Source organism: Streptomyces sp. NPDC002619, from assembly GCF_042889305.1.
GTDB lineage: Bacteria > Actinomycetota > Actinomycetes > Streptomycetales > Streptomycetaceae > Streptomyces.
The window spans coordinates 60,421-85,786 of sequence record NZ_JBIAQV010000029.1 but is presented as its reverse complement, the minus strand read 5'-3'; the positions used below and the strand labels follow the sequence as shown (position 1 = coordinate 85,786).

Annotated in this window: 21 protein-coding genes and 3 pseudogenes; 15 read left to right on the top strand and 9 right to left on the bottom strand. The window is 71.4% G+C overall.

The genetic code is table 11. From position 1 onward, the window contains the following. Window positions 1-229: 229 nt before the first annotated feature. The 5 genes and pseudogenes from ACFYXB_RS32745 to ACFYXB_RS32725 all read right to left on the bottom strand — a co-directional run. A complete protein-coding gene (locus ACFYXB_RS32745; protein ID WP_351350944.1) occupies window positions 230-661 on the bottom strand; it encodes a hypothetical protein in 432 nt (143 codons plus the stop codon). 19 nt (window positions 662-680) lie between these two features. After that, window positions 681-1,154 (bottom strand): hypothetical protein, encoded by a 474-nt coding sequence (locus ACFYXB_RS32740; protein ID WP_389588492.1) that lies wholly within the window; start codon window positions 1,152-1,154, stop codon window positions 681-683. Between the two features lie 186 nt (window positions 1,155-1,340). Continuing rightward, window positions 1,341-1,886, bottom strand: a pseudogene (locus ACFYXB_RS32735) (cytosine permease); the annotation flags it as partial. Then, window positions 1,887-2,399, bottom strand: a pseudogene (locus tag ACFYXB_RS32730) (ABC transporter substrate-binding protein); the annotation flags it as partial. 5 nt (window positions 2,400-2,404) lie between these two features. Beyond that, a pseudogene (locus ACFYXB_RS32725) lies at window positions 2,405-2,707 on the bottom strand (ATP-binding cassette domain-containing protein); the annotation flags it as partial. Window positions 2,708-2,869: 162 nt separating this feature from the next. On the opposite strand from ACFYXB_RS32725, the gene ACFYXB_RS32720 reads away from it, so the two are divergent. From ACFYXB_RS32720 to ACFYXB_RS32710, 3 genes are all read left to right on the top strand, one after another. Beyond that, window positions 2,870-4,378 (top strand): aromatic amino acid ammonia-lyase, encoded by a 1,509-nt coding sequence (locus ACFYXB_RS32720; protein ID WP_389588490.1) that lies wholly within the window; start codon window positions 2,870-2,872, stop codon window positions 4,376-4,378. Then, a complete protein-coding gene (locus tag ACFYXB_RS32715; protein ID WP_351350861.1) occupies window positions 4,375-5,217 on the top strand; it encodes a MurR/RpiR family transcriptional regulator in 843 nt (280 codons plus the stop codon). The genes ACFYXB_RS32720 and ACFYXB_RS32715 overlap by 4 nt, the downstream gene beginning before the upstream one ends. 86 nt (window positions 5,218-5,303) lie before the next feature. Continuing rightward, a complete protein-coding gene (locus tag ACFYXB_RS32710; RefSeq protein WP_389588488.1) occupies window positions 5,304-5,897 on the top strand; it encodes a hypothetical protein in 594 nt (197 codons plus the stop codon). Window positions 5,898-5,992: 95 nt separating this feature from the next. On the opposite strand, the gene ACFYXB_RS32705 is transcribed toward ACFYXB_RS32710, so the two are convergent. After that, window positions 5,993-7,372, bottom strand: coding sequence for a diaminopimelate decarboxylase (locus ACFYXB_RS32705; RefSeq protein ID WP_389588515.1), 1,380 nt, complete (start codon window positions 7,370-7,372; stop codon window positions 5,993-5,995). A 146-nt stretch (window positions 7,373-7,518) separates the two neighbouring features. On the opposite strand from ACFYXB_RS32705, the gene hutU reads away from it, so the two are divergent. From hutU to hutI, 4 genes are all read left to right on the top strand, one after another. Continuing rightward, complete coding sequence (gene hutU, locus ACFYXB_RS32700) at window positions 7,519-9,183, top strand: urocanate hydratase (protein WP_389588485.1); 1,665 nt, start codon at window positions 7,519-7,521, stop codon at window positions 9,181-9,183. A 212-nt stretch (window positions 9,184-9,395) separates the two neighbouring features. Then, complete coding sequence (locus ACFYXB_RS32695) at window positions 9,396-10,595, top strand: allantoate amidohydrolase (RefSeq protein ID WP_351350948.1); 1,200 nt, start codon at window positions 9,396-9,398, stop codon at window positions 10,593-10,595. Continuing rightward, complete coding sequence (locus ACFYXB_RS32690; RefSeq protein WP_389588483.1) at window positions 10,592-11,929, top strand: formimidoylglutamate deiminase; 1,338 nt, start codon at window positions 10,592-10,594, stop codon at window positions 11,927-11,929. Before ACFYXB_RS32695 ends, ACFYXB_RS32690 begins: the two co-directional genes overlap by 4 nt. A 23-nt stretch (window positions 11,930-11,952) precedes the next feature. Then, window positions 11,953-13,164 (top strand): imidazolonepropionase, encoded by a 1,212-nt coding sequence (gene hutI, locus ACFYXB_RS32685; RefSeq protein ID WP_351350868.1) that lies wholly within the window; start codon window positions 11,953-11,955, stop codon window positions 13,162-13,164. 6 nt (window positions 13,165-13,170) lie between these two features. Here the strand turns inward: hutI and ACFYXB_RS32680 are convergent, their stop codons facing one another. Then, complete coding sequence (locus ACFYXB_RS32680; RefSeq protein WP_389588480.1) at window positions 13,171-14,751, bottom strand: ricin-type beta-trefoil lectin domain protein; 1,581 nt, start codon at window positions 14,749-14,751, stop codon at window positions 13,171-13,173. A gap of 228 nt (window positions 14,752-14,979) precedes the next feature. Further along, window positions 14,980-15,855, bottom strand: coding sequence for an RNA polymerase sigma factor SigF (locus ACFYXB_RS32675; protein ID WP_389588478.1), 876 nt, complete (start codon window positions 15,853-15,855; stop codon window positions 14,980-14,982). A 246-nt stretch (window positions 15,856-16,101) separates the two neighbouring features. Here ACFYXB_RS32675 and ACFYXB_RS32670 point away from each other — a divergent pair, with 246 nt between their 5' ends. The 6 genes from ACFYXB_RS32670 to ACFYXB_RS32645 all read left to right on the top strand — a co-directional run bounded on the left by ACFYXB_RS32670 (window position 16,102) and on the right by ACFYXB_RS32645 (window position 21,267). Continuing rightward, window positions 16,102-16,479: an STAS domain-containing protein gene (locus tag ACFYXB_RS32670; RefSeq protein WP_351350874.1), complete on the top strand. Its 378-nt coding sequence runs from the start codon at window positions 16,102-16,104 to the stop codon at window positions 16,477-16,479. Window positions 16,480-16,714: 235 nt separating this feature from the next. Further along, window positions 16,715-17,161 carry an ATP-binding protein gene (locus tag ACFYXB_RS32665; RefSeq protein ID WP_351350876.1) on the top strand — a complete coding sequence of 149 codons (447 nt, stop codon included), beginning with the start codon at window positions 16,715-16,717 and terminating at the stop codon, window positions 17,159-17,161. 170 nt (window positions 17,162-17,331) lie between these two features. Beyond that, a complete protein-coding gene (locus tag ACFYXB_RS32660) occupies window positions 17,332-18,018 on the top strand; it encodes an LPXTG cell wall anchor domain-containing protein (protein ID WP_389588475.1) in 687 nt (228 codons plus the stop codon). A 29-nt stretch (window positions 18,019-18,047) separates the two neighbouring features. After that, window positions 18,048-18,896, top strand: coding sequence for a hypothetical protein (locus tag ACFYXB_RS32655; protein WP_351350880.1), 849 nt, complete (start codon window positions 18,048-18,050; stop codon window positions 18,894-18,896). Continuing rightward, the gene (locus ACFYXB_RS32650) at window positions 18,893-19,966 is read left to right on the top strand and encodes a hypothetical protein (RefSeq protein ID WP_389588473.1); all 1,074 of its coding nucleotides are present in this window, start codon (window positions 18,893-18,895) and stop codon (window positions 19,964-19,966) included. The genes ACFYXB_RS32655 and ACFYXB_RS32650 overlap by 4 nt, the downstream gene beginning before the upstream one ends. Before the next feature lie 2 nt (window positions 19,967-19,968). Further along, on the top strand, window positions 19,969-21,267 hold the full coding sequence (locus tag ACFYXB_RS32645) for a hypothetical protein (protein WP_389588471.1): 1,299 nt from the start codon (window positions 19,969-19,971) through the stop codon (window positions 21,265-21,267). A gap of 87 nt (window positions 21,268-21,354) precedes the next feature. Here the strand turns inward: ACFYXB_RS32645 and ACFYXB_RS32640 are convergent, their stop codons facing one another. Next, window positions 21,355-22,893, bottom strand: coding sequence for a peptide MFS transporter (locus ACFYXB_RS32640; protein WP_389588469.1), 1,539 nt, complete (start codon window positions 22,891-22,893; stop codon window positions 21,355-21,357). A gap of 490 nt (window positions 22,894-23,383) precedes the next feature. Between ACFYXB_RS32640 and ACFYXB_RS32635 the strand changes: the two genes are divergently transcribed. Both ACFYXB_RS32635 and ACFYXB_RS32630 read left to right on the top strand, forming a co-directional pair. After that, window positions 23,384-24,061: a response regulator transcription factor gene (locus tag ACFYXB_RS32635; RefSeq protein WP_351350888.1), complete on the top strand. Its 678-nt coding sequence runs from the start codon at window positions 23,384-23,386 to the stop codon at window positions 24,059-24,061. 30 nt (window positions 24,062-24,091) lie between these two features. Then, window positions 24,092-25,366 (top strand): ATP-binding protein, encoded by a 1,275-nt coding sequence (locus ACFYXB_RS32630; protein ID WP_351350890.1) that lies wholly within the window; start codon window positions 24,092-24,094, stop codon window positions 25,364-25,366.

The following is a 25,366-nucleotide window of genomic DNA, read 5'->3' as shown; positions in this document are numbered from 1 at the left end:
CCATGGACGCCTAGGACGCGCAAGCCCGGCCCTGACCCGGCCCGCGTCCCTCGCGGGGACCGCCGTCGTCCCGCCCCCCGGCAACGGGGGTGCGGCGGTCCCCGCGCACATCTTTTGGCCTACCTGTAGTTTCGCCGGGTTCGGCCGATGTCTGGTTGCGGCGGAGAAAAGAAGCCGGCCGGCGTAGAGCGGCCGGCCGGGGTGAGTGCGGTGCGTCAACCGGGGAGTGTCAGTCCTCCCAGTCGCTGTCCTGCGACGACTTCCTGCGCCGCCGACCGCCGAACAGGCCCGGGTTGCTGCGGGCCGCCTGGACCACGTTGACGCCGACGATGCCCGTCCAGGCCACCAGCAGGCCGGGCAGATGGGCGATGCCGCCGCCGATCGCGGACAGCGGGATCGCCAGCACCAGCGAGACGATGGCGAAGCCGAAGCGCTCGCCCCAGGAGTCAGTGGCCTTCGGCGACCGCGATCCGCGGGCGACCTGCATCTGCTGCTCGGCGAGCGTCCGGCGCAGCCGGCGCTCCACCGCTCCGTCGATGCGCTGGTCGACCTTCTCAAGGAACGAGTCGACCAGCGCGGACTCGTACTCCTCGCCCAGTTCCCCGCGGGCCCGCAGGGTGGCGTCGAGTTCCTTCTTCAGGTCGGTGTCGCGCGCGTCCATTCCGGTCATACGCGTCAGGTTAGGGAGCCGGGGACCCCGCCGCACTGGGGATAGCCCCCCTGTCGGGGCTGGGGGCAGCGGCCGAAAGGACACCGCAGGACTCCAGGACCCTGCGATGGCCGTGCTCGACCCCGCTGATGCGGACCTCGATGCCCCGCCCGCGCCGTCCGGGAGTTCGTCGCCCGGCCCCGCGGCGCTCGTGGCCGAGGATCAGCTCCGGCGGGACCCGGGAGTCGATACAGCCGACGATCACTGCGAACGGGTGCTGGACGGCGGCCAGTTGGCGGCGCAGCCGCCGGCTCTCGTGCGGGTGCCGGGGGCGACCGGTGGCGTACCGGCGGTTGCCTGCCAGGAGTTCGGCGAGCGCGGCGCGCGCGGAGCGCGGGGGACGGGGAGGGAAACCGGGCGCTGCCGCCGCCACCGGGGTCAGAGGGGCGGCGGTCAGCGCACCGGCGGCGGTGACCGTCAGGAAGATCCTGCGGTTCGAGGCCATGACGCTTCCTCAGGAGTAGCGCTTGTGGCGCGCACTCACCGTAGGCATGCGTACGGTCACCCTCGGTGCCCATTTAACGACACTTGGCTGATTCATCGTCAGATCATCGCCGCCGCGATACCGCCTCTTGATCGGCAACCGGCGCATGGGCCGTCCGCTCCGGCGCGAGAGCCGCAGAGCGCCGTGCGAGAGATCGGCTCGGTCCAGGAGTCGTATGCCCAGGTAGACGAAGGCGAGCGCGCAGATCACGCTGGTGATGCGGCCCAGCGTGTGGATGACCCGGTAGCCGACCGTCGCCACGACCGCGGTGACGGCGGCGAAGACGACGATGCCGGCCGTGTCGTTCGTGTGTGTCAGCTCGCCGACCGCCTGACCGGCCAGCACGCTGCCGGACGCGAAGAAGCCGATGTACATGACGATCACCAGCAGCAGCGGTACGACCGCCCCGCGCACCCCGAACTGGGCGCGCGACTGGATCATCTGGGGCAGGCCCAGCTTGGGGCCCTGTGCCGAGTGCAGGGCCATCACGGCGCCGCCGAGCAGATTGCCCAGCAGCAGGCCGGCGAGGGACCAGACCACGTCCCCGCCGAAGACGACCGAGAGGGCGCCGGTGACGACTGCGGTGATCTGGAGGTTGGCGCCGAGCCAGAGGGTGAACTGGCTGAACGCGGTGCCGTGGCGTTCCTCGTCGGGGACGACGTCGATGGAGCGGAGTTCGACGAGCCCGGTCATCTACTTCACCAGTCCCTTCCGGCGCGCGTACGCGTTCGCCACGTCCTCGGGGTCCTTCTTGTCCTTGTCCACCTGGCGGTTGAGCTCGGTGAGGTCGGCGGTGGTCAGGGTGTTGCCGAGCCGGGCGAGGGCCTTGCGGACCGTGTCGTCGGCCTTGCGGTCGGCGATGAGCGGAACGATGTGCCGGCTCGGGATCAGATGTTTCGGGTCGGCCAGCACCACCCAGCCGTTGGCCTCGATGTCGGTGTCGGTGGTGAAGAGGTTCGCCACGTCCACGTCGCCCTTCTTCAGGGCGCCCTTGACCAGGGGTCCGTCGGAGTCGAGCGACCTGAACTCCTTGAAGTCGACGCCGTACACCTCCTTCAGGCCGACCGCCCCGACCTGGCGCTTCTTGACCTCGGGGGCGGCGCCGACGACCAGCTTTCCGTTCTGCTTCTGGAGGTCGGCGAGCGAGGTGAGGCCGTACTTGTCCGCGGTCTCGCGGGTCACGACGAAGGCGTCGGAGTCCTCGGCCGGGGCGGCACGGTCGCGACGTTGTCGAGGACCGTGCGGTGCGGGAAGAGTCCGGCCTGCTGGATGACGTAACCGCCTGAGCGGCGCAGCTCGGCGGCATCCTGCTCGATGACGTCCCGGCCGCCGACCCGGATGGTGCCGGAGGTGGGGTCCACCATCCGGTTGATCATCCGCAGGGTGGTCGTCTTGCCGCAACCGGAGGAGCCGACCAGGACGGTCACCCCGCCTTCCGGCATCGCCAGGGAGAGATCGTGGACTGCTGTCGTGCCGTTGGGGAAGCGCTTGTGGACCGCATCGAACTGGATCATGAGATGTCCCTTGCCCGGCTGTATAACGTCATGCAGAGTTCTTGGTGTCTGAATAGGTTGTCAATGCTCCGGTGTCAATCCGAGGTAACCGATGACCGAGCCGAGGTAACCGATGACCGAGAATCAAGATCGAATATTCGGATTGAGGGGAATTTGGGCTTTATGTCGTCTCGAATCGTGGACGCCCCTGAGTCTGTGCGCGGTGGCCTGGTCGTCCTCGACGGGATCGGGCTCGGCGTCGAGGACGTCGTACGCCTCGCCGACGGGGCCGCGCGGCCGGTTCCGGGGACCGACGCGATGCGCCGGGCCGAGGAGTCCTGGAACGCCGCGCGGCAGATCGCGGCCACCGGGCGCGTGTACGGCCGCTCGACCGGCGTGGGTGCCAACCGGAACGAGGACGTGCCCACCGAGGCCGCCGCGGGACACGGTCTGCGCCTGCTGCGCAGCCACGCGGGCGCGATCGGCGCGGAACTCCCGGCCCGCCAGGTCCGCGCGATGCTCGCGGTCCGCGCCAACCAGCTCCTCGCGGCCGGCGCGGGACTGCGGCCCAGTGTGATCACGGCCCTGTGCGCCGCGCTGGAGACGGGCGCGTACCCGGTTGTCAACGAGTTCGGCTCGGTCGGGACCGGAGACATCGCGCCCCTTGCGCAACTCGGCCTGGCGCTGGCCGGGGAGCATCCCTGGCGGGGTGCGGGCGCCCCCGAGGTGCAGCCCCTCGACAACAACGACGCCCTGGCCCTGATCAGCAGCAACGCGCTCACTCTGGGGCAGGCCGCTCTCGCGCTGCACGAGCTGCAGGGGCTTATCGGGGCCACCCAGGTCGTCGCCGCCCTCTCGCTGCTCGCCGTCGACGGGTCGCACGAGGCCTACGCCGCCCCCGTGCACGCCGCCCGCCCGCACCGGGGGAGCGTCGAAGTGGCGCGGCGTATGCGGGAGTTGATCGGGGCGGCGGACCGGCCCACCCCGCCGCTGGGCCGCATCCAGGACCCGTACGGCTTCCGCTGCCTGCCCCAGATCCACGGCCCCGCGCACGACGCCGCCGACGCCCTGGAGCAGGTGCTCGCCGTCGAGATCAACGCCGCCGCCGAGAACCCCCTCATCTCCGTCGAGGACCTCGCCGCCTACCACCACGGCGGCTTCTACCAGGCCCAACTCGCCCTCGCCCTCGACCACTTCAGGCTGGCCGTCACCCAGGTGGCACGGCTGTCGACGTCACGCCTGTCCACCCTCAACGAGCCCGCCTACACGCGGCTGCGCCCCTTCCTCGCCGACCACGAGCCCGCCGCCTCCGGCGTGATGATCCTGGAGTACTCCGCCGGCGCCGCCCTCGGCGACCTGCGTGCCTTCTCCGCCCCCGCGTCGCTCGGCCACGCTGTACTCTCCCGGGGCGTCGAGGAACAGGCCAGCTTCGCCTCGCTCGCCGCCCGTCAAACGCTGCGCGCCTGCGCTGCGTACCGTCTGGTGGTCGGCTGCGAACTCGTCGCCGCAGTACGGGCGCTGCGCCAGCGCGACCTCAAGCCCGACCCGGATCTTCCGGTGGGCCGGGCACTGGCGCTCGCCGAGGTGGCGCTCGACGAGGACCCGGCCGACCGGCCGCTCACGGACGACGTGACGGCCGCTGCCGCACTGCTCGACCGGTTCACGGACATCTGGAGGGGGAGCACGTCATGAGCGTGACCGAAAGCCCTGCGACTCGACTGCAGGCGCTCTTCGAGGGGCACCGGCTCACGCCGACCCAGCGGCGCATCGCGCACAGCATGGTGCGGCGGGCGTCCGACGTGCCGTTCCTGTCCAGCGTGGAGCTGGCCGAACTGGCCGGGGTCAGCCAGCCGTCCGTGACCCGCTTCGCGGTCGCCCTCGGCTTCGACGGCTACCCGGCCCTGCGCAAGCACCTGCGCGACGTCGTGCCCGCCGAGCAGGCCGCCGGCTCGGCGTCGTACAACGAGTACCAGCAGGCCGTCGAGGCCGAGATCGAGAACCTGCGGCACCTGGCCGAGGTGCTCGCCGACCCCCGCCCCGTGCAGAGGGCGGGCCGGATGCTGGCCGCCTCCCGCCCGCTCGCGGTGCTCGGGCTGCGGGCCGCCGCCTCCCAGGCATACGGCTTCGCGTACTTCGCCGCCAAGGTCCACCCCGACGTCCGGCTGCTCAACGAGGGCGGCACGATGATCCACGACCGTATCGACGCGGCCGTCCACGCGGGCGCCTCGACCCTGCTGTGCTTCGCGCTGCCGAGGCATCCGCGCGAGGTCGTCGACACCCTCGCCTATGCCAAGGACGCCGGCCTGTCCGTGGTCACGGTCGCCGACTCCGTGTTCGCGCCGGTCGCCAAGTACTCGGACCTGCTGCTGCCCGCCAACGTCGGCACCGGGCTCGCCTTCGACACCGCGTGCGCGCCGATGCTGCTCGGGCGCGTGCTCCTGGAGGCCATGGCGGACGACCTGCCCGACGCCCAGGCCCGCCTGGAGGAGTTCGACGCCAGAGCGGCGGCGCGCAGCCTGTTCGTGGAGTGATCCGCCGCTCTCAGACTGGTCTCACGTTGAGTCGTTAACATGCCGCCCGCAGACGTTTCGTACGAACGTGACACGGGAGGTCGGACGTGGCGCGCGCAGGACGCGGAGGACAGGGACTTGCCCGGGTGGCCGTCGTGGTGCGGGCCGGGGCGGCACCGCTCGGGTGGCTCGGGGTGTTCGCGGCGGGCACCGGGGTGCTGCCGCCCGGGGTGACGGGGCGCCGGATCGGCGTCCTGGCCGGGGCGGCGCTGTTCATCGTGGGTGCGGCGGTGGTGGCGTATGCGCGCCGCAGCCGGTACGCCGCTCTCGCCCGCGGTGCCGCCCGTGCGGGCCGGCACGACGTGCTCCAGGACCGCGCGGTCAGCGTGCGCACCTGGCGCCGCGGCCACCGCTGGTGGCTGCTGCTCGCCTTCGCCGCGGCCCTCGGCACCTCCTTCGCCCTCCCCGCGGCCGGTGGCATGCTCCTCGCCGGGACCGGCGCGGGTCTCCGCCTGAAGGCGGCCTGGATCGGGCGGCGGGAGAGGGACACGGACACGCTGCTGTGGGTACGCGTCGACTGGCTCGACACCCGCGGCGGGCGCCCGGTGGGCAAGCGGGTCAAGGCATACCGCGGCACGGGCATGGCGGCGGGGGATGCGGCGCCGGGGGGTGCGCGAAGGCGTACGGAGGCTTTGGTCTGACGGAACTGCAGTCGCCCCGAAGGGGCGCGGGGCTGTGTCGATTTGCCACGACGGACCGCAAGTCGACACACCACCGTGGCCCCTACGGCGCGTAGCTACCCCAACTCCGTCAACGAACCAACATGCCTGCCCCCGGACTCCGCGACGATCTCTGCAACCGTCTGCGGCTCCCGCACCGTCGCGAAGACCACACCCCCGGACCCATCCGGAACGAACCCGTAAACCCCAGGCCGCGCAAGCGAGTTGTAGGCGTAATGGTGCGCGAAGTAGTACGCGCCCGTGTCCAGCGCAGCGGCATGGTCCCCCTGTTCCAGCAGAGGCAGCGCACGCGCCTCGGCAAGGAGGTCCCCGGCGAAGCACGCAGGACCCGCCACGTCCTGCACCACCTCGGGCCCGGTCTTCGGCCGCCCCTTTGCGTCGTACGCGGCGATCCTCAGCGGCCACGTCCCCGGCGCATACACCGTCCGCGTCGCCACCTGCACGCCCGCGTGCGTCACCGCGACCGCCCGCCCGCCGGCGCTCTTGGCGTACTCGACCCGCGCCACCATCGTCCCGTGCTTGGCCAGCAGTGACCGGCCGAACTCGGTCACCAGCCCGTACCGCCCGTCGAACAGCCCCGGCACCGCCTCGCTCAGCAGCCGCGCGTACTGCGCGTACGTCGGCGTGATCGCGTCCGAGCCGAAGTTCACCGCCAGCCCGCCGCCGATGTCGAGCGTGTCGATCTGCCGGCGGCCCGCGCGCCGATTGACCTCCTCGGCGAGCCGGTACGTCTCCGTGATGCCCCGGGCCGCCACGCACAGCGGAATCCCCTGCGATCCGGCGTGCACATGCAGCCGGTTCAGCCACGGCCGGTCCAGATAGGCCTGGACGACCCACTCCCGGGCACCCTCGTCGCGCAGGGCGACCCCGAACTTCGAGGTCGCCGTCGCCGTCGACAGCGCCTCGATGGAGCCGCCGCCGACCTGCGGGTTCACCCGGATCCCGAGGGGTGAGCGGCTGCTCGACCCGCGCATCAGACCGTCGAGCCGGTCCAGCTCCTGCGGGTTGTCGACATGGACCGTGACCCCGAGGTCCAGCGCCTCCCGCAGCTCGGCCGTCGTCTTCGCGGGCGCGTCGAGCACGATGTGCTCCGCCGGCACCCCCGCCGCCCGCGCCAGCGCCATCTCGCCGGGACTGGCGACCTCCGCGCCGATGCCCTCCTCGTGCAGCAGCCGCACCACCGGCACCAGCGGCGACGCCTTCACCGCGAAGGCATGCAGCACCGGTGTGCCGGGCGCCGTGACCGCCTCGAACGCCGCCCGCAGCCCGGCCGCGGACTCCCGGATGCCGGTGACGTCGAGCAGGCCCACGACGGGACTGCCCGGCCCCAGCAGCCCCTGTTCCACGGCGGCCCGCACCGCGTCGTCCCGCCGTGCCGCTCGCTCGGACTCGTCCGCGTACCCGGACTTCGCACCGCCCACGAGGCCCCCCGTCATGTCATCGCTCGACTGCATGTCTCCAGCGAAGCACCTGCGCCGCGCCGACATCGGCGTCCTGCCGTATTGACTAGTTCTATTCATCAGGCCAGGATGTGAATAACCGCAGTAACAATCCCTTGGGAGCAACCGCCAGGAGGCAGACCATGTCAGGACCCCGCCCCGTACGAGCGCCGCGTGGTACGGAACTGAGCGCCCTGGGATGGCAGCAGGAGGCCGCCCTCCGGATGCTCCAGAACAACCTCGACCCAGAGGTCGCCGAGCACCCCGACAAGCTCGTCGTCTACGGCGGCACCGGCAAGGCCGCCCGTGACTGGCGCTCCTTCGACGCCATGGTCCGCACGCTCAGGACCCTCAAGCAGGACGAGACCATGCTGGTCCAGTCCGGCCGCCCGGTCGGCGTCATGCAGACCCACGAATGGGCCCCGCGCGTCCTGATCGCCAACTCCAACCTGGTCGGCGACTGGGCCAACTGGGAGGAGTTCCGCCGCCTGGAGGCCCTCGGCCTGACCATGTACGGCCAGATGACCGCAGGCTCCTGGATCTACATCGGCACCCAGGGCATCCTCCAGGGCACCTACGAGACCTTCGCCGCCGTCGCCGCGAAGAAGTTCAACGGCACCCTCGCCGGGACGATCACCCTCACCGCCGGCCTCGGCGGCATGGGTGGCGCCCAGCCGCTCGCCGTGACCATGAACGACGGCGTCGCCATCTGTATCGACTGCGACCCGCGCGCCATCGAGCGCCGTATCGAGCACCGGTACCTCGATGTGCAGGCCGACTCGCTCGACCACGCGCTGCAGCTGGCCGTCGAGGCGCGCGACGCCCGCCGCCCGCTGTCCATCGGCGTCCTCGGCAACGCCGCCGAGCTGGTTCCGCAGCTGCTCGCGATGGATGCGCCCATCGACATTGTGACCGACCAGACCTCGGCCCACGACCCGCTGTCGTACCTGCCGGTGGGTATCGCCTTCGAGGACATGGGCTCCGCCGCCGCGAAGGACCCGGCCGGGTTCACCACCCGGGCCCGTGAGTCCATGGCCAAGCACGTCGAGGCCATGGTCGGCTTCATGGACGCCGGCGCCGAAGTCTTCGACTACGGCAACTCGATCCGCGGCGAGGCCCAACTCGCCGGGTACGGGCGGGCGTTCGCCTTCCCCGGCTTCGTCCCCGCATACATCCGGCCGCTGTTCTGCGAGGGCAAGGGTCCGTTCCGCTGGGCGGCGCTGTCCGGTGACCCGGCCGACATCGCCAAGACCGACAAGGCGATCCTCGACCTCTTCCCGGAGAACGAGTCCCTGGCCCGCTGGATCAAGCTGGCCGGTGAGCGCGTGCACTTCCAGGGCCTGCCCGCGCGCATCTGCTGGCTCGGCTACGGCGAGCGGGACAAGGCCGGTGAGCGCTTCAACGACATGGTGGCCTCCGGTGAGCTGGCGGCTCCGCTGGCCATCGGCCGTGACCACCTCGACTGTGGGTCCGTGGCGTCTCCGTACCGGGAGACCGAGGCGATGCTCGACGGCTCCGACGCGATCGCCGACTGGCCGCTGCTGAATGCCATGGTGAACGTGGCCTCGGGTGCGTCGTGGGTGTCCATTCACCACGGTGGTGGTGTGGGCATGGGGCGGTCCATCCACGCGGGGCAGGTGACTGTGGCCGACGGTACGAAGCTCTCTGGCGAGAAGATTCGGCGGGTGCTGACCAATGACCCCGGGATGGGTGTCATTCGGCATGTGGACGCCGGGTATGACATCGCCGAGTCGGTCGCCCAGGAGCGCGGTGTTCGGGTTCCTATGCGCGAGGGTGACGACGCGTGACGGTTCGTGAGGGCGGGCACGACAACCCTCCGGTGGGGGCTGAGGTCTCGTCGCCGGCTGCCGGTTCGGCTGTGCCCACCCGCCCCCAGTCTCGGCTTCGCTCGACCGGGGGGACCCCCATCGCCCTGCGGAACGACTGCCCACAGCCTGGACGGCCTGCACTGCCCGTGCGCTCTGCGCAGCCTGTGCCTGTGGGCGGTTCCTTCCATGAGATGTGGCGCGAGCTGCAGCCCATCGGCCGCAGCTCCGCCTCGGGCGGCTACCGGCGCTACGCCTGGAGCGGGGCCGACGCCGAGTGCCGGGTCTGGTTCGAGGACCAGGCCCGCGCCCGTGGGCTGACCTACGAAGTCGACCGGAACGGGAATCAGTGGGCCTGGCTCGGGGACCCGGAGGCCGGAGGCGCCGTCGTCACGGGGTCGCATCTTGACTCCGTGCCCGATGGAGGGGCCTTCGACGGGCCCCTCGGGGTCGTGTCCTCCTTCGCCGCGCTCGATGAACTGCGCCGCAGGGGAGTGCAGTTCGCCAAGCCCCTTGCCATCGTCAACTTCGGTGACGAGGAAGGGGCCCGGTTCGGGCTCGCCTGTGTCGGGTCGCGGCTCGCCGCCGGGCAGCTCACCGTCGAGCAGGCCCATCGGCTCACCGATGGGGACGGGGTCACGCTGCCGCAGGCGATGGAGGCCGCCGGGTACGACCCCGACGCCATCGGTCCCGATCCGGAGCGGCTCGCCCGGATCGGTGCCTTCGTCGAGCTGCACGTCGAGCAGGGGCGGGCCCTCGACCTCACCGGTGACGCGGTGGGAGTCGCCAGTGCCATCTGGCCGCACGGGCGCTGGCGGTTCGACTTCCGGGGCGAGGCCAACCACGCCGGCACGACCCGACTGGTGGACCGGCACGACCCGATGCTGTCGTACGCCGAGACCGTGCTCGCCGCCCGCCGGGAGGCCGAACTCGCCGGTGCCGTCGCCACCTTCGGCAAGATCGCCGTCGAGCCGAACGGCGTCAACGCCATCCCGTCCCTGGTGCGCGGCTGGCTCGACTCCCGTGCCGCCGATCAGGAGGCCCTCGACCGGGTCGTCGGCGGGATCGAGGGGGCGGCCCGGGAGTACGCCGCCGCCCATGGCGTCGACCTCGACGTCGTCCGCGAGTCCTTCACGCCCGTCGTGGAGTTCGACCACGCCCTGCGCGACGAACTCGCCCGCATCCTCGGCAAGGACACGGAGATGAAGGTGCCTGTCCTGGGTACCGGTGCCGGACACGACGCCGGAATCCTCTCCGGGAGCATCCCGACCGCCATGCTGTTCGTGCGCAACCCCACCGGCGTCTCGCACTCCCCGGCCGAGTTCGCGGCCGAGGACGACTGCCTGGCCGGGGTCACCGCTCTCGCCGACGTACTGGAAGGGCTCGCCACGTGACCAAGCGGACGTACTGGCTGGAGCACGTCTGGCTCGGAACCTATGTCGAGCCGGGCGTGGCCCTGGACGTGAGCGACGGGCGGATCGCCGCTGTCCGCACCGGCGTGCCCACGCCGCCGGCCGGCGCCGAGATCCTGCGCGGACTCACCCTCCCCGGGCTGGCCAACGCGCACAGCCACGCCTTCCACCGCGCCCTGCGCGGCACGGTCCAGGTCGGCTCGGGCACCTTCTGGACCTGGCGCGAGGTCATGTACTCCGTCGCCGACCGGCTGACCCCGGAGACCTATCACGCCCTCGCCCGCGCCGTGTACGCGGAGATGGCGCTGGCCGGCGTCACCTCCGTCGGCGAGTTCCACTACGTGCACCACGCGCCCGGCGGCACCCCCTACGCCGACCCGAACGCCATGGGTGAGGCGCTCATCGCGGCCGCCGCCGAAGCCGGTATCCGCATCACCCTCCTCGACACCGCCTACCTTTCCTCCGGCTTCGGACAGCCGCCCAACAGCCACCAGCTGCGCTTCTCCGACGGGAGCGCGGAGGCCTGGGCCGAACGCTGTTCAGTTCTCAAGGAACGGGATCACGCACGGATCGGAGCGGCCATCCACTCCGTACGGGCCGTGCCCGCGGGCCAGTTGGCGACCGTGGCACGGTGGGCCGAGGAGCGGCGGGCCCCGCTCCATGTGCACCTGTCCGAGCAGACCGCCGAGAACGACGCCTGCCGGGAAGCGCACGGCATCACCCCCGCCCGGCTCCTCGCCGACCACGGTGTCCTCGGGCCGCGCACCACCGGCGTGCACAACACCCATCTCACCGACGAGGACATCGCCCTGCTCGGCGACTCCACCACCGGCACCTGTATGTGTCCGACGACCGAGCGCGACCTGGCCGACGGCATCGGACCCGCCGTGGCCCTCCAGCGCGCGGGCTCCCCGCTCTGCCTCGGCTCCGACAGCCACGCCGTCATCGACCTGCTCGAAGAGGCGCGCGCCATGGAGCTGAACGAGCGGCTGCGCACCCGCACCCGCGGCCACTGGACGGCCGCGGCACTGCTGCGCGCGGCTTCGGAGGACGGTCACGCAGCCCTGGGCTGGGACGATACGGGCCGACTGGAGCCGGGTGCACTCGCCGACTTCACGACGATCGCCCTCGACTCGGTCAGGACCGCGGGGCCGCTGCCCAGGCTCGGTGCGGAGACGGCTGTATTCGCCGCCTCCGCCGCGGACGTGCGCCACACGGTCGTGGGCGGCCGCCATGTCGTACGAGACGGCGCGCACACCCTCGTACCGAATGTGCCGTCGGCGCTGGCAGACGCGATCGAAGCCCTGCGCGGCTGAATCCCATCACCCCTGAGGACGCCATGAGCAGCAGCACCGCCATCACCAACATCGCCACGCTGGTCACCAACGACCCCTCCCTCGGATGGGGGTCCCCCCACTCGAGCAAATTCGAGAGTGGGGGAAGGTCTCCCCTCGGTCTGATCCAGGACGCGGCCGTCGTCATCGAAGGCGACCGCGTCGCGTGGACCGGTGAATCCAGCAAAGCACCCGCCACTGACAATCGCGTCGACGCGGGCGGCCGGGCGGTGCTGCCGGGCTTCGTCGACTCCCACTCCCATCTGGTCTTCGCGGGCGACCGCACGCAGGAGTTCAACGCCCGGATGTCCGGCCGCTCCTACAGCGCGGGCGGCATCCGGACGACCGTCGCGGCGACCCGCGCGGCGAGCGACGCGGAACTGGAGGCCAACCTCACCCGCTATCTGACCGAGGCCCTGCGCCAGGGCACGACGACGTTCGAGACGAAGTCCGGCTACGGCCTCACCGTCGAGGACGAGTCCCGCGCCCTGCGCATCGCGGCGAAGCACACCGACGAGGTCACCTACCTCGGCGCCCACATCGTCTCCCCGGACTACGCCGACGACCCGGCGGCGTACGTCGCCCTCGTCACCGGCGAGATGCTCGACGCCTGCGCCCCGTACGCCCGTTGGATCGACGTCTTCTGCGAGAAGGGCGCCTTCGACGGCGACCAGGCCCGTGCCATCCTCACCGCCGGCCAGGCGAAGGGGCTCCAGGCCCGCATCCACGCCAATCAGCTCTCCAACGGCCCCGGTGTGCAGCTCGCCGTCGAGCTCGACGCGGCCAGCGCCGACCACTGCACCCACCTCACGGACGCGGACGTCGACGCGCTCGCGAACGGTCGTACGGTCGCCACTCTCCTCCCCGGCGCCGAGTTCTCCACCCGCGCCGAGTGGCCGAACGCCCGCCGACTGCTGGACGCGGGTGTCACCGTCGCCCTGTCGACCGACTGCAACCCCGGCTCGTCCTTCACCTCCTCCGTCCCGTTCTGTGTCGCGCTGGCCGTACGGGACATGGGGATGACCCCAGACGAGGCGGTGTGGTCGGCGACGGCGGGCGGCGCGGCGGCCCTGCGCCGGGACGACATCGGCCGGCTCACCCCCGGCGCGTACGCCGACCTGATCCTGCTGGACGCGCCGAGCCATGTGCACCTCGCGTACCGGCCGGGTGTGCCCCTGGTCAGCGGGGTGTGGCGGCGCGGCGTCCGCGCGGTCTGAGTCTCCTCAGACCGCCCCCGCCCGCCATCGCTGCCCCGCCCCGCCGTCCAACGGCTCCAGCACCATCCCGTCGCCCCCGTCCCCGTCCGGTGCCACCGCCGTCTCGATGGCGATCGCCGGGCGGATCACGCCGTCGGGGTCGACGGTGAAACGCAGGTTCTGCCCGTTGCTGCCGTACACCGAGGAGCACTCCCAGATGCCGACACCCCGGTCCGCGGAGCCGCGGCTGTCCAGGCAGAAGTCGGGGTCGGCGGCGGACTGGACGACGCCTCGGCCGGTGTCGACGCGCCAGCGCTGGGTGGCGGAGGCGGAGCAGGGGGCCGTGATCACGTCCGTGCCCTTCTCGAAGTCGCCGTCGCGGACGTCCAGACAGCGGCCCGTGGCCGCGTTCACCACCTGGGCGTAGGCGGCGCCCGGGGGCGAGGGCGTCGGCCTGGGGGTGGGTTTCGGCTTCGGGGGCGCCGACGTCCTCGGCGGGTGGGACGTGCGGGTCGGTGACGGCGAGGGGGGTTCGGTGGACTTGGACGGCGATGGAGAGAGCGTCGCCGTCGTCGTCACCGTGACCGGCGGGCTCGTCGGCAGCACGGTCGCGGCCGTCGATCCGGAGTCGCGCGTGTCGGCCTGTGCCAGCAGGAACACCAGAATCGGTGCCAGGGCCACGCCCAGCGCCGCCGAGGCCAGCAGCAGCCGGCGGGACGATGGCCAACTCCGTTGGGCCGCAGGGGAGTCGGGAGCGGATACGGCACCCTCGTCCCGGACGTACGCCGTGCCGCTCCACGGCAACAGCCCCTCCGCCAGCGCCGTACGAGGATCGTCCCGCAGGGCGGTGAGGTCCTCGTAGGCGGCCGTGCAGTGCGGGCAGTGCCCCATGTGGGCGTGCAGGTCGGCGCTGTAGCGGGGAGTGCCGGGGCGGACCGACTCCTCGATCAGGCGGCGGAAGTCACCGCAGCGGGGGTCGTCGGAGGCGGCCAGCCGGGAGCGGAGGCAGGCCTGGGACATGGCCTGGAGGGCCTGCGGGATGCCGTACGTCACGTCCTCGTGGGTCAGGCCGAGGAAAGTGGCTGTCCGTTCGGTCGGTTCCCGCTCCACGACGCCGTACCAGATCAGGCCCTGGGTGCGGGAGGGCAGCGAGCGGAACGCCGGAAGCAGGGGCGGGGTCGGGCCGCCGGCGGTGCCGGACGTGTTCAGGACCAGCAGCAGACCGGGGTCCACGCCCGCGGCACGCTCGTCGGCGGCCCAGGTCGCGGCCGAGCGGGCGGTCAGCAGCAGGAGCTGGTGGCGCAGGGGGACGCGCGGTTCGACGCCGCGTGCCGTCTCGCGGGCGGCGGTGGTCTGCGTCTGCGCCGCCAGCTGCCGTGCCGACGACTCGCTCGCCGTGCACAACCGGGCGTAGTCGAGGACGCGCGGATGGTGGCGGCGGCGCAGTTCCCGCAGGGCCGGGTACGCGGTCGAGGCGTGGGTGCGCAGCAACTCCGTCAGCCGTGCGTCCGACGCCCGCGCGTTCTCGCCGTCGCCGGAACCATCGCCGTAACCGCTGCCGTGGTCGCCGTAACCGTCGTCGCCGTCGGCCACGTCGCCCTGAGCCATTCCTGAGCCTCCTCGCACCCGGCGCGGTCGTCCCTCCGCGCTCCCGCTTCTGACATACCAGCCAGTTCGGGGTGCCCATAGTGATGGAGGGAGACCTTCTGGGAAAGACGTTTCCCGGGGTAACCGAGGAGACTCCCGGTGCGATGGAGAAAGACGAGGGCGGTCCGGCACCATCGGCCGGACCGCCCCAAGTCTCTGCACGGAGGCGGAAGTCACCCCAGGCTGGGGTCACTCCTCAACAGTCAGCCCCCTGCGCAGCCGCACCAGCGTCCGCGACAGCAGCCGTGACACATGCATCTGCGAGATGCCGAGCTCGTCCCCGATCTCCGACTGGGTCATGCCCGCCACGAAGCGCAGGGAGAGGATCTTCCGGTCCCGGGGCGGGAGTTCGGCGATCAGCGGCTTCAACGACTCGACGAACTCGATGCCTTCGAGCCCGTGGTCCTCGTACCCGATGCGGTCCGCCAGAGCGCCCTCGGAGTCGTCCTCCTCGGGCTGGGCGTCCAGCGAGGCGGCGGTGTACGCGTTCGACGCGGCCATGCCCTCGACCACCTCGTCCTTCGACAGGCCGAGGCGCTCGGCGAGTTCCGGCACCGTCGGGGCGCGGTCCAGCTTCTGGGCCAGTTCGTCACCGGCCTTGGCCAGGTCGAGCCGCAGCTCCTGGAGGCGGCGCGGTACGCGCACGGACCACGAGGTGTCGCGGAAGAAGCGCTTGATCTCGCCGATGATCGTCGGCATGGCGAAGGTGGGGAACTCCACACCGCGGGACAGCTCGAAGCGGTCGATTGCCTTGATCAGGCCGATGGTGCCGACCTGGATGATGTCCTCCATCGGCTCGCTGCGGGAGCGGAAGCGGGAGGCGGCGAACTTGACCAGTGCCAGGTTGAGCTCGACGAGGGTGTTGCGGACGTACGCGTGCTCGTGGGTGCCTTCCTCGAGCGACTCGAGCCGCGCGAAGAGGGTCTTGGACAGAGCCCGCGCGTCGACGGCGCCGACCTCGTCGTACGGGGGGATCTCGGGGAGCCCCTCGATGGGATCCAGTGGTTCCGGTGGGGGTGTCGACGTCGCGTTGTGGGTAGGCGGTGCGTCGAGCCGGGGTGACATGGTGTCCTCCATCGTTCTCGGCATATGGCTGCCGAAGCCTGCGTGCACTGCGGCGTGCGGCGCCTCCAAGCCGGCCGTGTCGATTTCCTGTCCCTACTAGCCCTACCCGTTTCACCGAGTCCGTCGCAAGTGCATTCTGTTGTCATATGTCCGATTCTGGGCGGTTGTTCGGGTGTCGGAGTGCGTAGGGAAGGCGTAGTGTTCGAGGGCATCAGTCAGCAGCCACGACCTCGGGAGAGAGACGGCATGGACCGCGGGACGGTCGGCAGCGCACAGTCGGGCCGGCTTCTGGTGGAGGTGCGGGAAGCAGGCTCCAGCGCAGTTGTGACACCGGCGGGTGAGCTCGATCACCACACCGCCGATCTGTTGCGCGAGCCGCTCGACGGCCTCCTCGCCAAGGGGTTCTCGCGGCTCGTCGTGGACTGTTCGCGACTCGAGTTCTGCGACTCCACGGGCCTGAACGTGCTTCTCGGCACACGCCTGAAGGCGGAGGCCGCCGGGGGTGGGGTGCACCTCGCGGGGATGCTCCCCGTGGTGGCCCGTGTGTTCGAGATCACGGGTGCGGGGGCGGTCTTCACCGTCCACGACTCGATCGAGGCAGCCCTGGCCGACGGGACCGGCTGACCTGGGCCGATACAGGCTCCGGCGCCGCCGCCGCACAAGGGGGTGTTCCGCCGGATCCGCCGGGCAGGAGACAACCTGAGCCCGTCGGCAGGCAAAGCCTCGGGTGAACCACGAACGACTTGCGTACGACGTACGTACCGACCTGTAACGACCCGTAACGACCTGTACTGAGCCAGCTGTACCGACGTACTGACTACTGAATCGCGAACCGGCGAATCGGTGAGGTGAAGCGCTGATGAGCACCGAGGGGGCGACGGCCGTGCCGTCGGATGGGCCGCAGGTCCGCAGGCTGCGCCTCGATGGCGAGAGCGGGGTCGTGCCACTCGCCCGCGACTTCACCCGCCAGGCGCTGTACGCCTGGGGCTGGCTCCCCGCCGCCACCGCCGACCAGCGCGCCGCCGCCGAGGACGTGCTGCTCGTCGTCTCCGAACTGGTCACCAACGCCTGTCTGCACGCCGAGGGCCCCGACGAGCTGCTCCTGTCCTGCGACAACAAGGTGATCCGGCTCGAGGTCTCCGACCGCGGCACCGGCCAGCCGGCCCCGCGTACCCCGCACCGCGCCGGTCGCCCCGGCGGCCACGGGATGTTCATCGTGCAGCGCCTGTGTCTGGACTGGGGGGTCGTACGGACTCCCGGCGTCGCGGGCAAGACGGTCTGGGCGGAGCTGGGCGCCCCGGCCTGACGCCATCCTTCCAGCTCCGGGTTACCCGGGGTCACCCTCTCCACCCGAACCCCTGCGCGCGCACGCCGGATCGTCACAACTTCAGGCGTGCGTCGTGTCTTCCCTCCTCACGAGCCCCGGCGTACCTTGACGGCCGATCTGATGTGCCGTCAGGAATGAGGTGGCCCGCCGTGTCGTACCCGAAACGAACCGCCGCGCTCGCGTCCGCCGCCGCGCTGGCCGGCTCGGCGGTGCTGCTGGCCGCGCCGGCGGCCCATGCCGAGGTCGTCGACGTCAACTACCAGTGCAAGACGCCGATCGGGGACAAGAGCGCGGTCTCTCCCATCGACATCAAAAGTGTCAGGAGCGGCAGCGGATACCGGATCACCATGTCCTGGCAGAAGGGCGTCTCCTCCAGCCCGGTCGAACTGGGCAAGGGCGCGATGAACCCGAGCGCCACCATCAAGCTGGGCGGCGCGGACAGCGGCACGATGAACGTGTCGGGCCCGGCCAACCAGGCCGCGATCCCCGCCAACACCCCCATCAAGATCAACGACTTGAGTGGCACCTACACGCCGAAGAAGTCGGGCAAGGTCACCTTCACCGCCGCCAACCTCACCATCAAGGCGCTCGGTACGACGACGACCTGTACTCCGGCCAACAACCCCAAGCCCTCGCTGACCCTGGACGTGACGGCGGCGGGCGGCGGCGGAAGCGGCTCGGCCTCGCAGAGCGGTGCCGACTCCGGCGGACAGCTTCCGCAGACCGGTCCGGAGGATTCGGCGATCGCCCTCGGCACGCTCGGCGGCACGGTCCTCCTCGCGGGCGCGGCGGGCGGGCTGTGGCTGACGAGGCGTCACCAGCCCGTACGACGCTGACCGTCCGGGCCCGACCGCTGGAGCCGCCGATGCCGTCCCTCGCCCGTGTCCTGTGCCTGTCGTGCCTGTCTCTCCTCCTGCTGCTGGGTGCCGCCCCGGCGGCGACCGCGGCCGAGGGCTGGTCCCTCGCGCCCTCGGGCGGCGGACGCCCGTCGTTCTACGCCGAGGGCACCCCCGGCGCGGTCCTGCAGGACACGCTGTCCGTGACCAACCGCACCGGCGGGCCGGTCACGGTACGGCTGCGCGGCACCGGCGTCCGCGTCACCTTCGCCGAGGCCGCGGTGCGCGTGCCCGCCCGCACCCGCGCCGACGTCCCCTTCACGGTGGCCGTCCCGGCCGGGGCCGAGCCCGGCGACCGCCCGGGCACGATCACCGCCCGCGACGGCGCCGGCCGTACGTACAGCGTCCGGATCCGGCTGCGCGTCGGCGGCCCCAGGCTGTCGGCGCTGACCGTGGAACACGTCGCCGTGCATGGCGACCGCATCACGTACGACCTGGTCAATCGCGGTACGACCGTCCTCGTTCCGAAGCTCGCCGTGCGCGCGGACGGTGTCTTCGGAACGGTCCTGGACCGCGCCCCGCGCACCCTGCACGTCCAACTGCCCCCGGGCCGCCGGCTGCGCCTGACCGAGCCCTGGCCCGACCGGCCCGCCCTGGACGCGGTCGACGTACGCCTGACGGCGACCGCGGCCGGCGGCGCGCACGACACGGCGGGGACGTCGGTGCGGTTCGTGCCGTGGGCGGCGCTGGGGACGGGTCTCGCCATGACTTTGTGCGCGGGCGCGGCGGCCGTCGTACGGCTGCGCAGGCGTCGCACGACCGAAGAGGCGGCCGAACAGCCGGACAGGGAAGTCGAGTTGACGGGAGCGGTGACGTGAGCGGCAAGCTGCGGATACCGGCGCTGGTGGCGGTCCTCGCGCTGCTCCTGGCGCCGCTCGCGGGCACGGCGTCGGCGACGGACCGGCCGGCCGTGACGCTGTCCGAGTCGCAGGCGGGCACGGGCGGCTCGATCACCGTCAGCGGCAGTGGCTGGCGCCCGCGCACCCTGCTGATGATGCTGATCTGCGGACGGGCCACGCCGTCCCGGGGCGTGATCGGCGGCACCAACTCCTGCGCCAACGCGGACGGACGGGCCGTCACCACCGACGCCGGCGGGGGCTTCCACCGGCAACTCCCCGTCGCCGAACCGCCCGTGCCCTGCCCCTGCGTCGTGCACGTGGCCACCGTCACCGGGACGAAGGCCGAGGCGGACGCCGTCTTCCAGGTCGCCGGGCACGCCGTGGCACCGCTGCCGGCCGAAACCGCCGACGGCCGCCTGTCCGTCCTCACCGACATCCGGCTCGCGGGATCCAGCGGACTGCTCACCTGGTTCGGCGCGCCCCCGTCCCGCACGCTGGTCTTCACGGTCGGCAACGTGGGCACGTCTGCCGTCCGCGACCCCGTGTTCCAGGTCGGCACCGCGCACGGCGTGTTCGCCCCGCAGTGGGACGAGCAGCAGTGGCGCGGCACCCTTGCGCCCGGCAGGAAGGCGCAGATCAAGTTGCCGCTGGAGCTCGCGGCCGGGGCGCATGGCGACTACACCGTCTCGCTCCGGTACGGCGGCAAGGTGCTCGCCGAGCAGCCCTGGGGTGTGGGCCGGCCCTGGGGCGTGACACTGTTCTGGATCCTGCTCTGCCTGGTCGTGCCGGCGGCGGTGTTCCGCGCCGGGATGGCGGTCGTGGACCGGGTACGGCCGGGCGGGGCGACCGGTGTCCGGCACCGAACGATCCCCCGACCGGCGTTCCGCATGCCGAAGTTCCGGCACCAGCAGGCACCTCCCGCACCACCGACTTCGACCCTGCCGTGGTTCACCCCGGACTCCGGTCCGGGCACGGCCGGTCGGCTCTCCGCACCGCACGACGACAGCCCGACGAGTCCTACGACTCCCAGCAGGAAGGGACACACGTGAGCATGCGAAGGAGAGTCACACCGGCCGGCGGACGCAGAGCGGGCGCGGCGGCGGCCGCACTGGTACTCGGCGGGGCGGGCGTCCTGCTGGGGGTGGCGGCGGCGCCCGCGCAGGCGGCCGAGGTGTCGTTCGCCACGCACTGCGTACCGCCCGCGGGCATCGAGCCCGTCGACGGGACCACCAAGGTCGAGGTCACCGCGCCGGCGACGGCGAAGGTGGGCGACACGGTCGACGTCGTGTGGACGTTCGTGCAGGCCGCGTCGAAGAACCCCGACATCATCGACCTGCCCGCCAACTCGGTCCAGCCGTCCGGCATCGTCAAGGCGGCGGGTGCGCAGGCCGCCGACATCGCGATGCAGGGGCCGCGCGAGAACCCGGCGATCCCCAAGGGCGCCGCCATGGTGCTGTCCGCCATGAAGGGCTCGCTGAAACTGACGACGCCGGGCGAGGTGACGCTGACGCCGGACGCGTACACCGTGAACGCCATGTCGACGGACACGAAGTGCACGCCGACGGAGACGGTGCAGAAGGCGGCGACGATCGAGGTGACGCCGGGCGACGGGGGTACGTCGAGCACGTCACCGGGGCCGTCGAACACCCCGAGCGGGTCGGCTTCCTCCTCCCCCTCCCCGTCTGCCTCTGCCTCCGCTTCGGAGAGCGGCGGCAGCGGGCAGACCGACTTCACCGGCAAGGAGGTCCAGGTGCCGTACGCCTGCAAGACGCCGATCGGCGACAAGAGCGCGACCTCGCCGGTGCAGATCAACGCCAGGAAGAACCGCGGGAGTTACGACCTCACGGTGCAGTTCAAGAAGTCGGTGATGGACAGCCCCGCCGACATCCCCAAGGACTCCGTGAAGCCGTCGATGGAGGTGGTCCTGGGCGGCGCCGACAAGGGCACCGTGCATGTGGAGGGACCGACGAACGCGAACGACATCAAGTCGGGCGACCCGATCGAGATCCCCGACCTGACCGGCACCTACAAGCCGGGCGCGAGCGGCACGTCGACGCTGTCCCCGGGCGTGCTCACGGTCAAGGCCCTCGGCACGACGACGACCTGCACACCGCAGAAGACGGAGGTCTCCCTGACCCTGGACACCACACAGCAACCGGGCGGCGCGTCCGGCGGCACCTCGAGCTCGGGCGGCTCGTCGACAGGCGGCGGCACGTCCACCTCGGGCGGCCTGGCCGCAACTGGCTCGGACGACCACGGTGCCCTGAAGGCCCTGGGCCTGGTGGCCGGCACGGCGATCCTGCTGGGCGGCGCGGTGTTCACGTTCCTGCCGGGTCGACGAACCCGCTGACTCGTCCTGGGCGTTGGGCGCCGCACAACGCTCAAGGGCCGTCGCACCTGTGGGTGCGACGGCCCTTGAGCGTTCAGTGCGGGGACATCAGCGGACGTCGCCCATCAGGGTCTTCACCTTGCGGCGGTACATGTAGACCGCGAAGCCCGCGAGTGCGGCGAGCAGGGCCTCGCCGAGGACGGCTCCCCTGCCGCCGAGGTCGATGCCGGCTATCGCGGGGTTGGACAGGAGGCTGGTGATCGAGTCGCCCGCGGTGACCGCGAGGAACCAGACGCCCATCATCTGGCTGGCGTACTTGGCCGGGGCCATCTTCGTCGTCACCGACAGGCCGACCGGCGACAGGCACAGCTCACCGACGGTCTGGATGAAGTAGATGCCCACCAGCCACATCGGGCTGACCGCGGTGCCGTTCGCCGCCATGCCCAGCGGGACCAGGAAGAAGAAGAACGACACACCGATCAGGATCAGACCCATCGCGAACTTCACAATGGTGCTCGGCTCCTTGTCCCGGCGGTTCAGCCACATCCAGACCCAGGCGAACACCGGGGCCAGCGCCATGATGAACAGCGGGTTCAGCGACTGGTACCAGGAGGACGGGAAGTCGAAGCCCAGCAGCGAGCCGGAGGCCTTGCCCTCGCCGAACGCCTGGACCGTGGAGGCGCCCTGGTCGTAGATCATCCAGAACACGGCGGCGGCGACGAAGAACCAGATGTAGCCGGTCATCTTCGACTGCTCGGCGGTCGAGAGGTCCTTGTCCCGCTTGATGCGCAGCAGCACGCCCGCCGGCACGATCAGACCGATGACCGTGAGCGGGATCATCGCCCAGTTCAGGGTGAAGTGGCCGGTGACGCCGACGACGCCGTAGAAGACGGCGGCGATGATCACCCAGGTCAGGCCCTTGCGCAGGAACGTCGCGCGCTCCTCGGCCGCCAGCGGCTTCGGGACGACGGTGCTCTTCGGGCTCAGGTTGCGGGTGCCCAGCAGGAACGCGGCGAGACCGATCGCCATACCGACCGCGGCCATGCCGAAGCCGAGGTGCCAGTTGACCTTCTGGCCGACGGTGCCGATGGCCAGCGGGGCGAAGAACGCACCGGCGTTGATGCCCATGTAGAAGATCGTGAAGCCACCGTCGCGACGCGGGTCGTCCGGGCCGTTGTAGAGGTGACCGACCATGGTGGAGATGTTGGCCTTCAGCAGACCCGAACCGGCCGCGACCAGCGCCAGACCGGCGAAGAACGGAGCCTGGCCACCGGGCAGCGCCAGCACGATGTGACCCGACATGATCGTCACGGCCGCGATGGTCACCGTCTTGCGCGGACCCCAGACGCGGTCACCGAGCCAGCCACCAGGCATGGCGAGCAGATAGACCATCGCCGAGTACACGGAGACGATCACCGTGGTGGTGGCCACGTCCATGGCGAGGCCGCCGCCCATGCTGCCCTTGCCCGCGCCGGGGCCGCCGGACAGCAGATAGACGGTGAGCAGGGCCTTCATGCCGTAGTAGGAGAACCGCTCCCACATCTCCGTCATGAAGAGAGTGGCCAGTCCGCGGGGGTGGCCGAAGAAGGTCTTCTCGGAACCGGGGGTGCCCGGGTGGACCGAGTCCTTCGTCAGGCTGGACGCCATGGTCGTTCCTTGCTGGTCGGGACGCGCGGTGGAGCGTTGCGCGCCCGTGGGGGGAGGCGGCCGGCACCGGCAGGTCCACGCGTCCACCCCACGCCCGAGGGGAGCCCGCTCCGGATCGCGGAGCGGCGGACGGCGACCACCGGGATCCACGCCCCGTGACGCGACGGTGCGTCGGGAGCCCGGCCAGAGGTCATTCCTTTCGAGGCCGGCACAGACCGGCCCGCACACGAAAGGGACCTTCAGCGACAGTTTCCGCGGAAGGCCCTCGGTGTACTACAGACGTTCAGGTCACCATACGGCAGGACACTGCCGGATATGGAAGGACTTGAGATACGGATCACAGGTGTCGGGGGAACCGCGGACCCGGTTTCGAAGGTCTCTCCTACGATCGCACCTCTCGCCCATAGGTTCGTACCACTGTGCCCCAAGGTAAGAATCCCTGGTCGCCATCACACCCCAGGTCCGTGCGCAGGCGGTCTACCATCACCTCATGACCCGTGTACTGCTCGCCGAGGACGACGCGTCCATCTCTGAGCCGCTGGCCCGCGCCCTGCGCCGGGAGGGTTACGAGGTGGAGGTGCGCGAGGACGGACCCGCCGCGCTCGACGCCGGAATGCAGGGCGGCGTCGATCTGGTCGTACTGGACCTGGGCCTGCCCGGCATGGACGGCCTGGAGGTCGCCCGCCGACTGCGTGCCGAGGGCCACACCGTTCCGATCCTCATCCTGACCGCGCGCGCCGACGAGGTGGACACCGTCGTCGGCCTGGACGCGGGCGCCGACGACTACGTCACCAAGCCCTTCCGGCTCGCCGAACTGCTCGCCCGGGTCCGGGCCCTGCTCCGGCGCGGCTCCGCCGAGCCCCAGCAGCCCCCGGCCACGCACGGCGTGCGCATCGACGTCGAGTCGCACCGCGCGTGGATGGGCGACGAGGAACTCCAGCTCACCGCCAAGGAGTTCGACCTGCTGCGGGTGCTCGTGCGCGACGCCGGCCGCGTCGTGACGCGGGACCAGCTGATGCGCGAGGTCTGGGACACGACGTGGTGGTCGTCCACCAAGACGCTCGACATGCACATCTCCTGGCTCCGCAAGAAGCTCGGCGACGACGCGGCGAACCCCCGGTACATCGCGACGGTGCGTGGAGTCGGATTCCGCTTCGAGAAGAGCTGAGCCCTCCCAGGGCCGCTCGGGTAACAGGACATGCGCCGTCGACTGATCCAGTCCACCCTCGCCGTCGTTCTCGTCGTGATCGCCGTGTTCGGTGTGTCGCTGGTCATCGTCGAGACGCGGACGATCAGCAACAGCGCTCAGGAGCGCGTGGACTCCGAGGCGTTGCGCCTCGCGAGCATCGTGGACAGCCGGATCCTCGGCGCGGAGAACGTCAACGCCGAGATACTGCGCAGTCAGGTCGGCGAGGGTCAGTACGCCGTCATCACGATGCCCGGCCGGCCGCCGATCGAGCTCGGCACCAAGCCGCAGGGCGATGTCATCCACTCCAGCGCCGACGGCGAGGAGGGCGAGCGGGTCACCGTGCAGGAGCCCCGCTCGTCGGTGACGCGCGAGGTCGGCCGCACCCTGCTGATCATCGGCGCGGTGGCGCTGCTCGCGGTCGTCGCCGCCGTACTGCTCGCCGTACGCCAGGCGAACCGTCTCGCCTCCCCGCTGACCGACCTCGCGGAGACCGCCGAACGCCTCGGCTCGGGCGACCCGCGCCCCCGGCACAAGCGGTACGGCGTGCCCGAGCTGGACCGTGTCGCCGACGTCCTGGACTCCTCCGCCGAGCGCATCGCCCGGATGCTCACCGCCGAGCGCCGGCTGGCCGCCGACGCCTCCCACCAGCTGCGCACCCCCCTCACCGCCCTGTCGATGCGACTTGAGGAGATCACCCTCACCGACGACCCGGACACGGTGAAGGAGGAGGCGAACGTCGCGCTGACACAGGTGGAGCGGCTGACGGACGTCGTGGAGCGGCTGCTCACCAATGCCCGCGACGCGCGCACCGGCTCCGCCGTCTCCTTCGACCTCGACGAGGTCATCCAGCAGCAGCTCGCCGAGTGGCGCCCCGCCTACCGCAGCGCCGGCCGCGCGATCGTCAGCTCGGGAAAGCGGCATCTTCAGGCCGTGGGCACGCCGGGCGCAGTGGCCCAGGTGCTGGCGGCACTGATCGAGAACTCGCTGATGCACGGCGGCGGCACGGTCGCCCTGCGCACCCGCGTCACCGGCAACCAGTCCGTGGTCGAGGTCACCGACGAGGGGCCCGGGGTCCCGGCCGACCTCGGCGCAAGGATCTTCGAGCGGACGATCAGTGGCCGGAACTCGACGGGCATCGGCCTGGCGGTGGCCCGTGACCTCGCGGAGGCGGACGGCGGCCGCCTGGAACTGCTCCAGGCCCAGCCGCCGGTGTTCGGCCTGTTCCTGTCGCGGACACCGCCGCTCAGGAAACAACAGGTCGAGGACGAGCCGACGGTGCGCTGA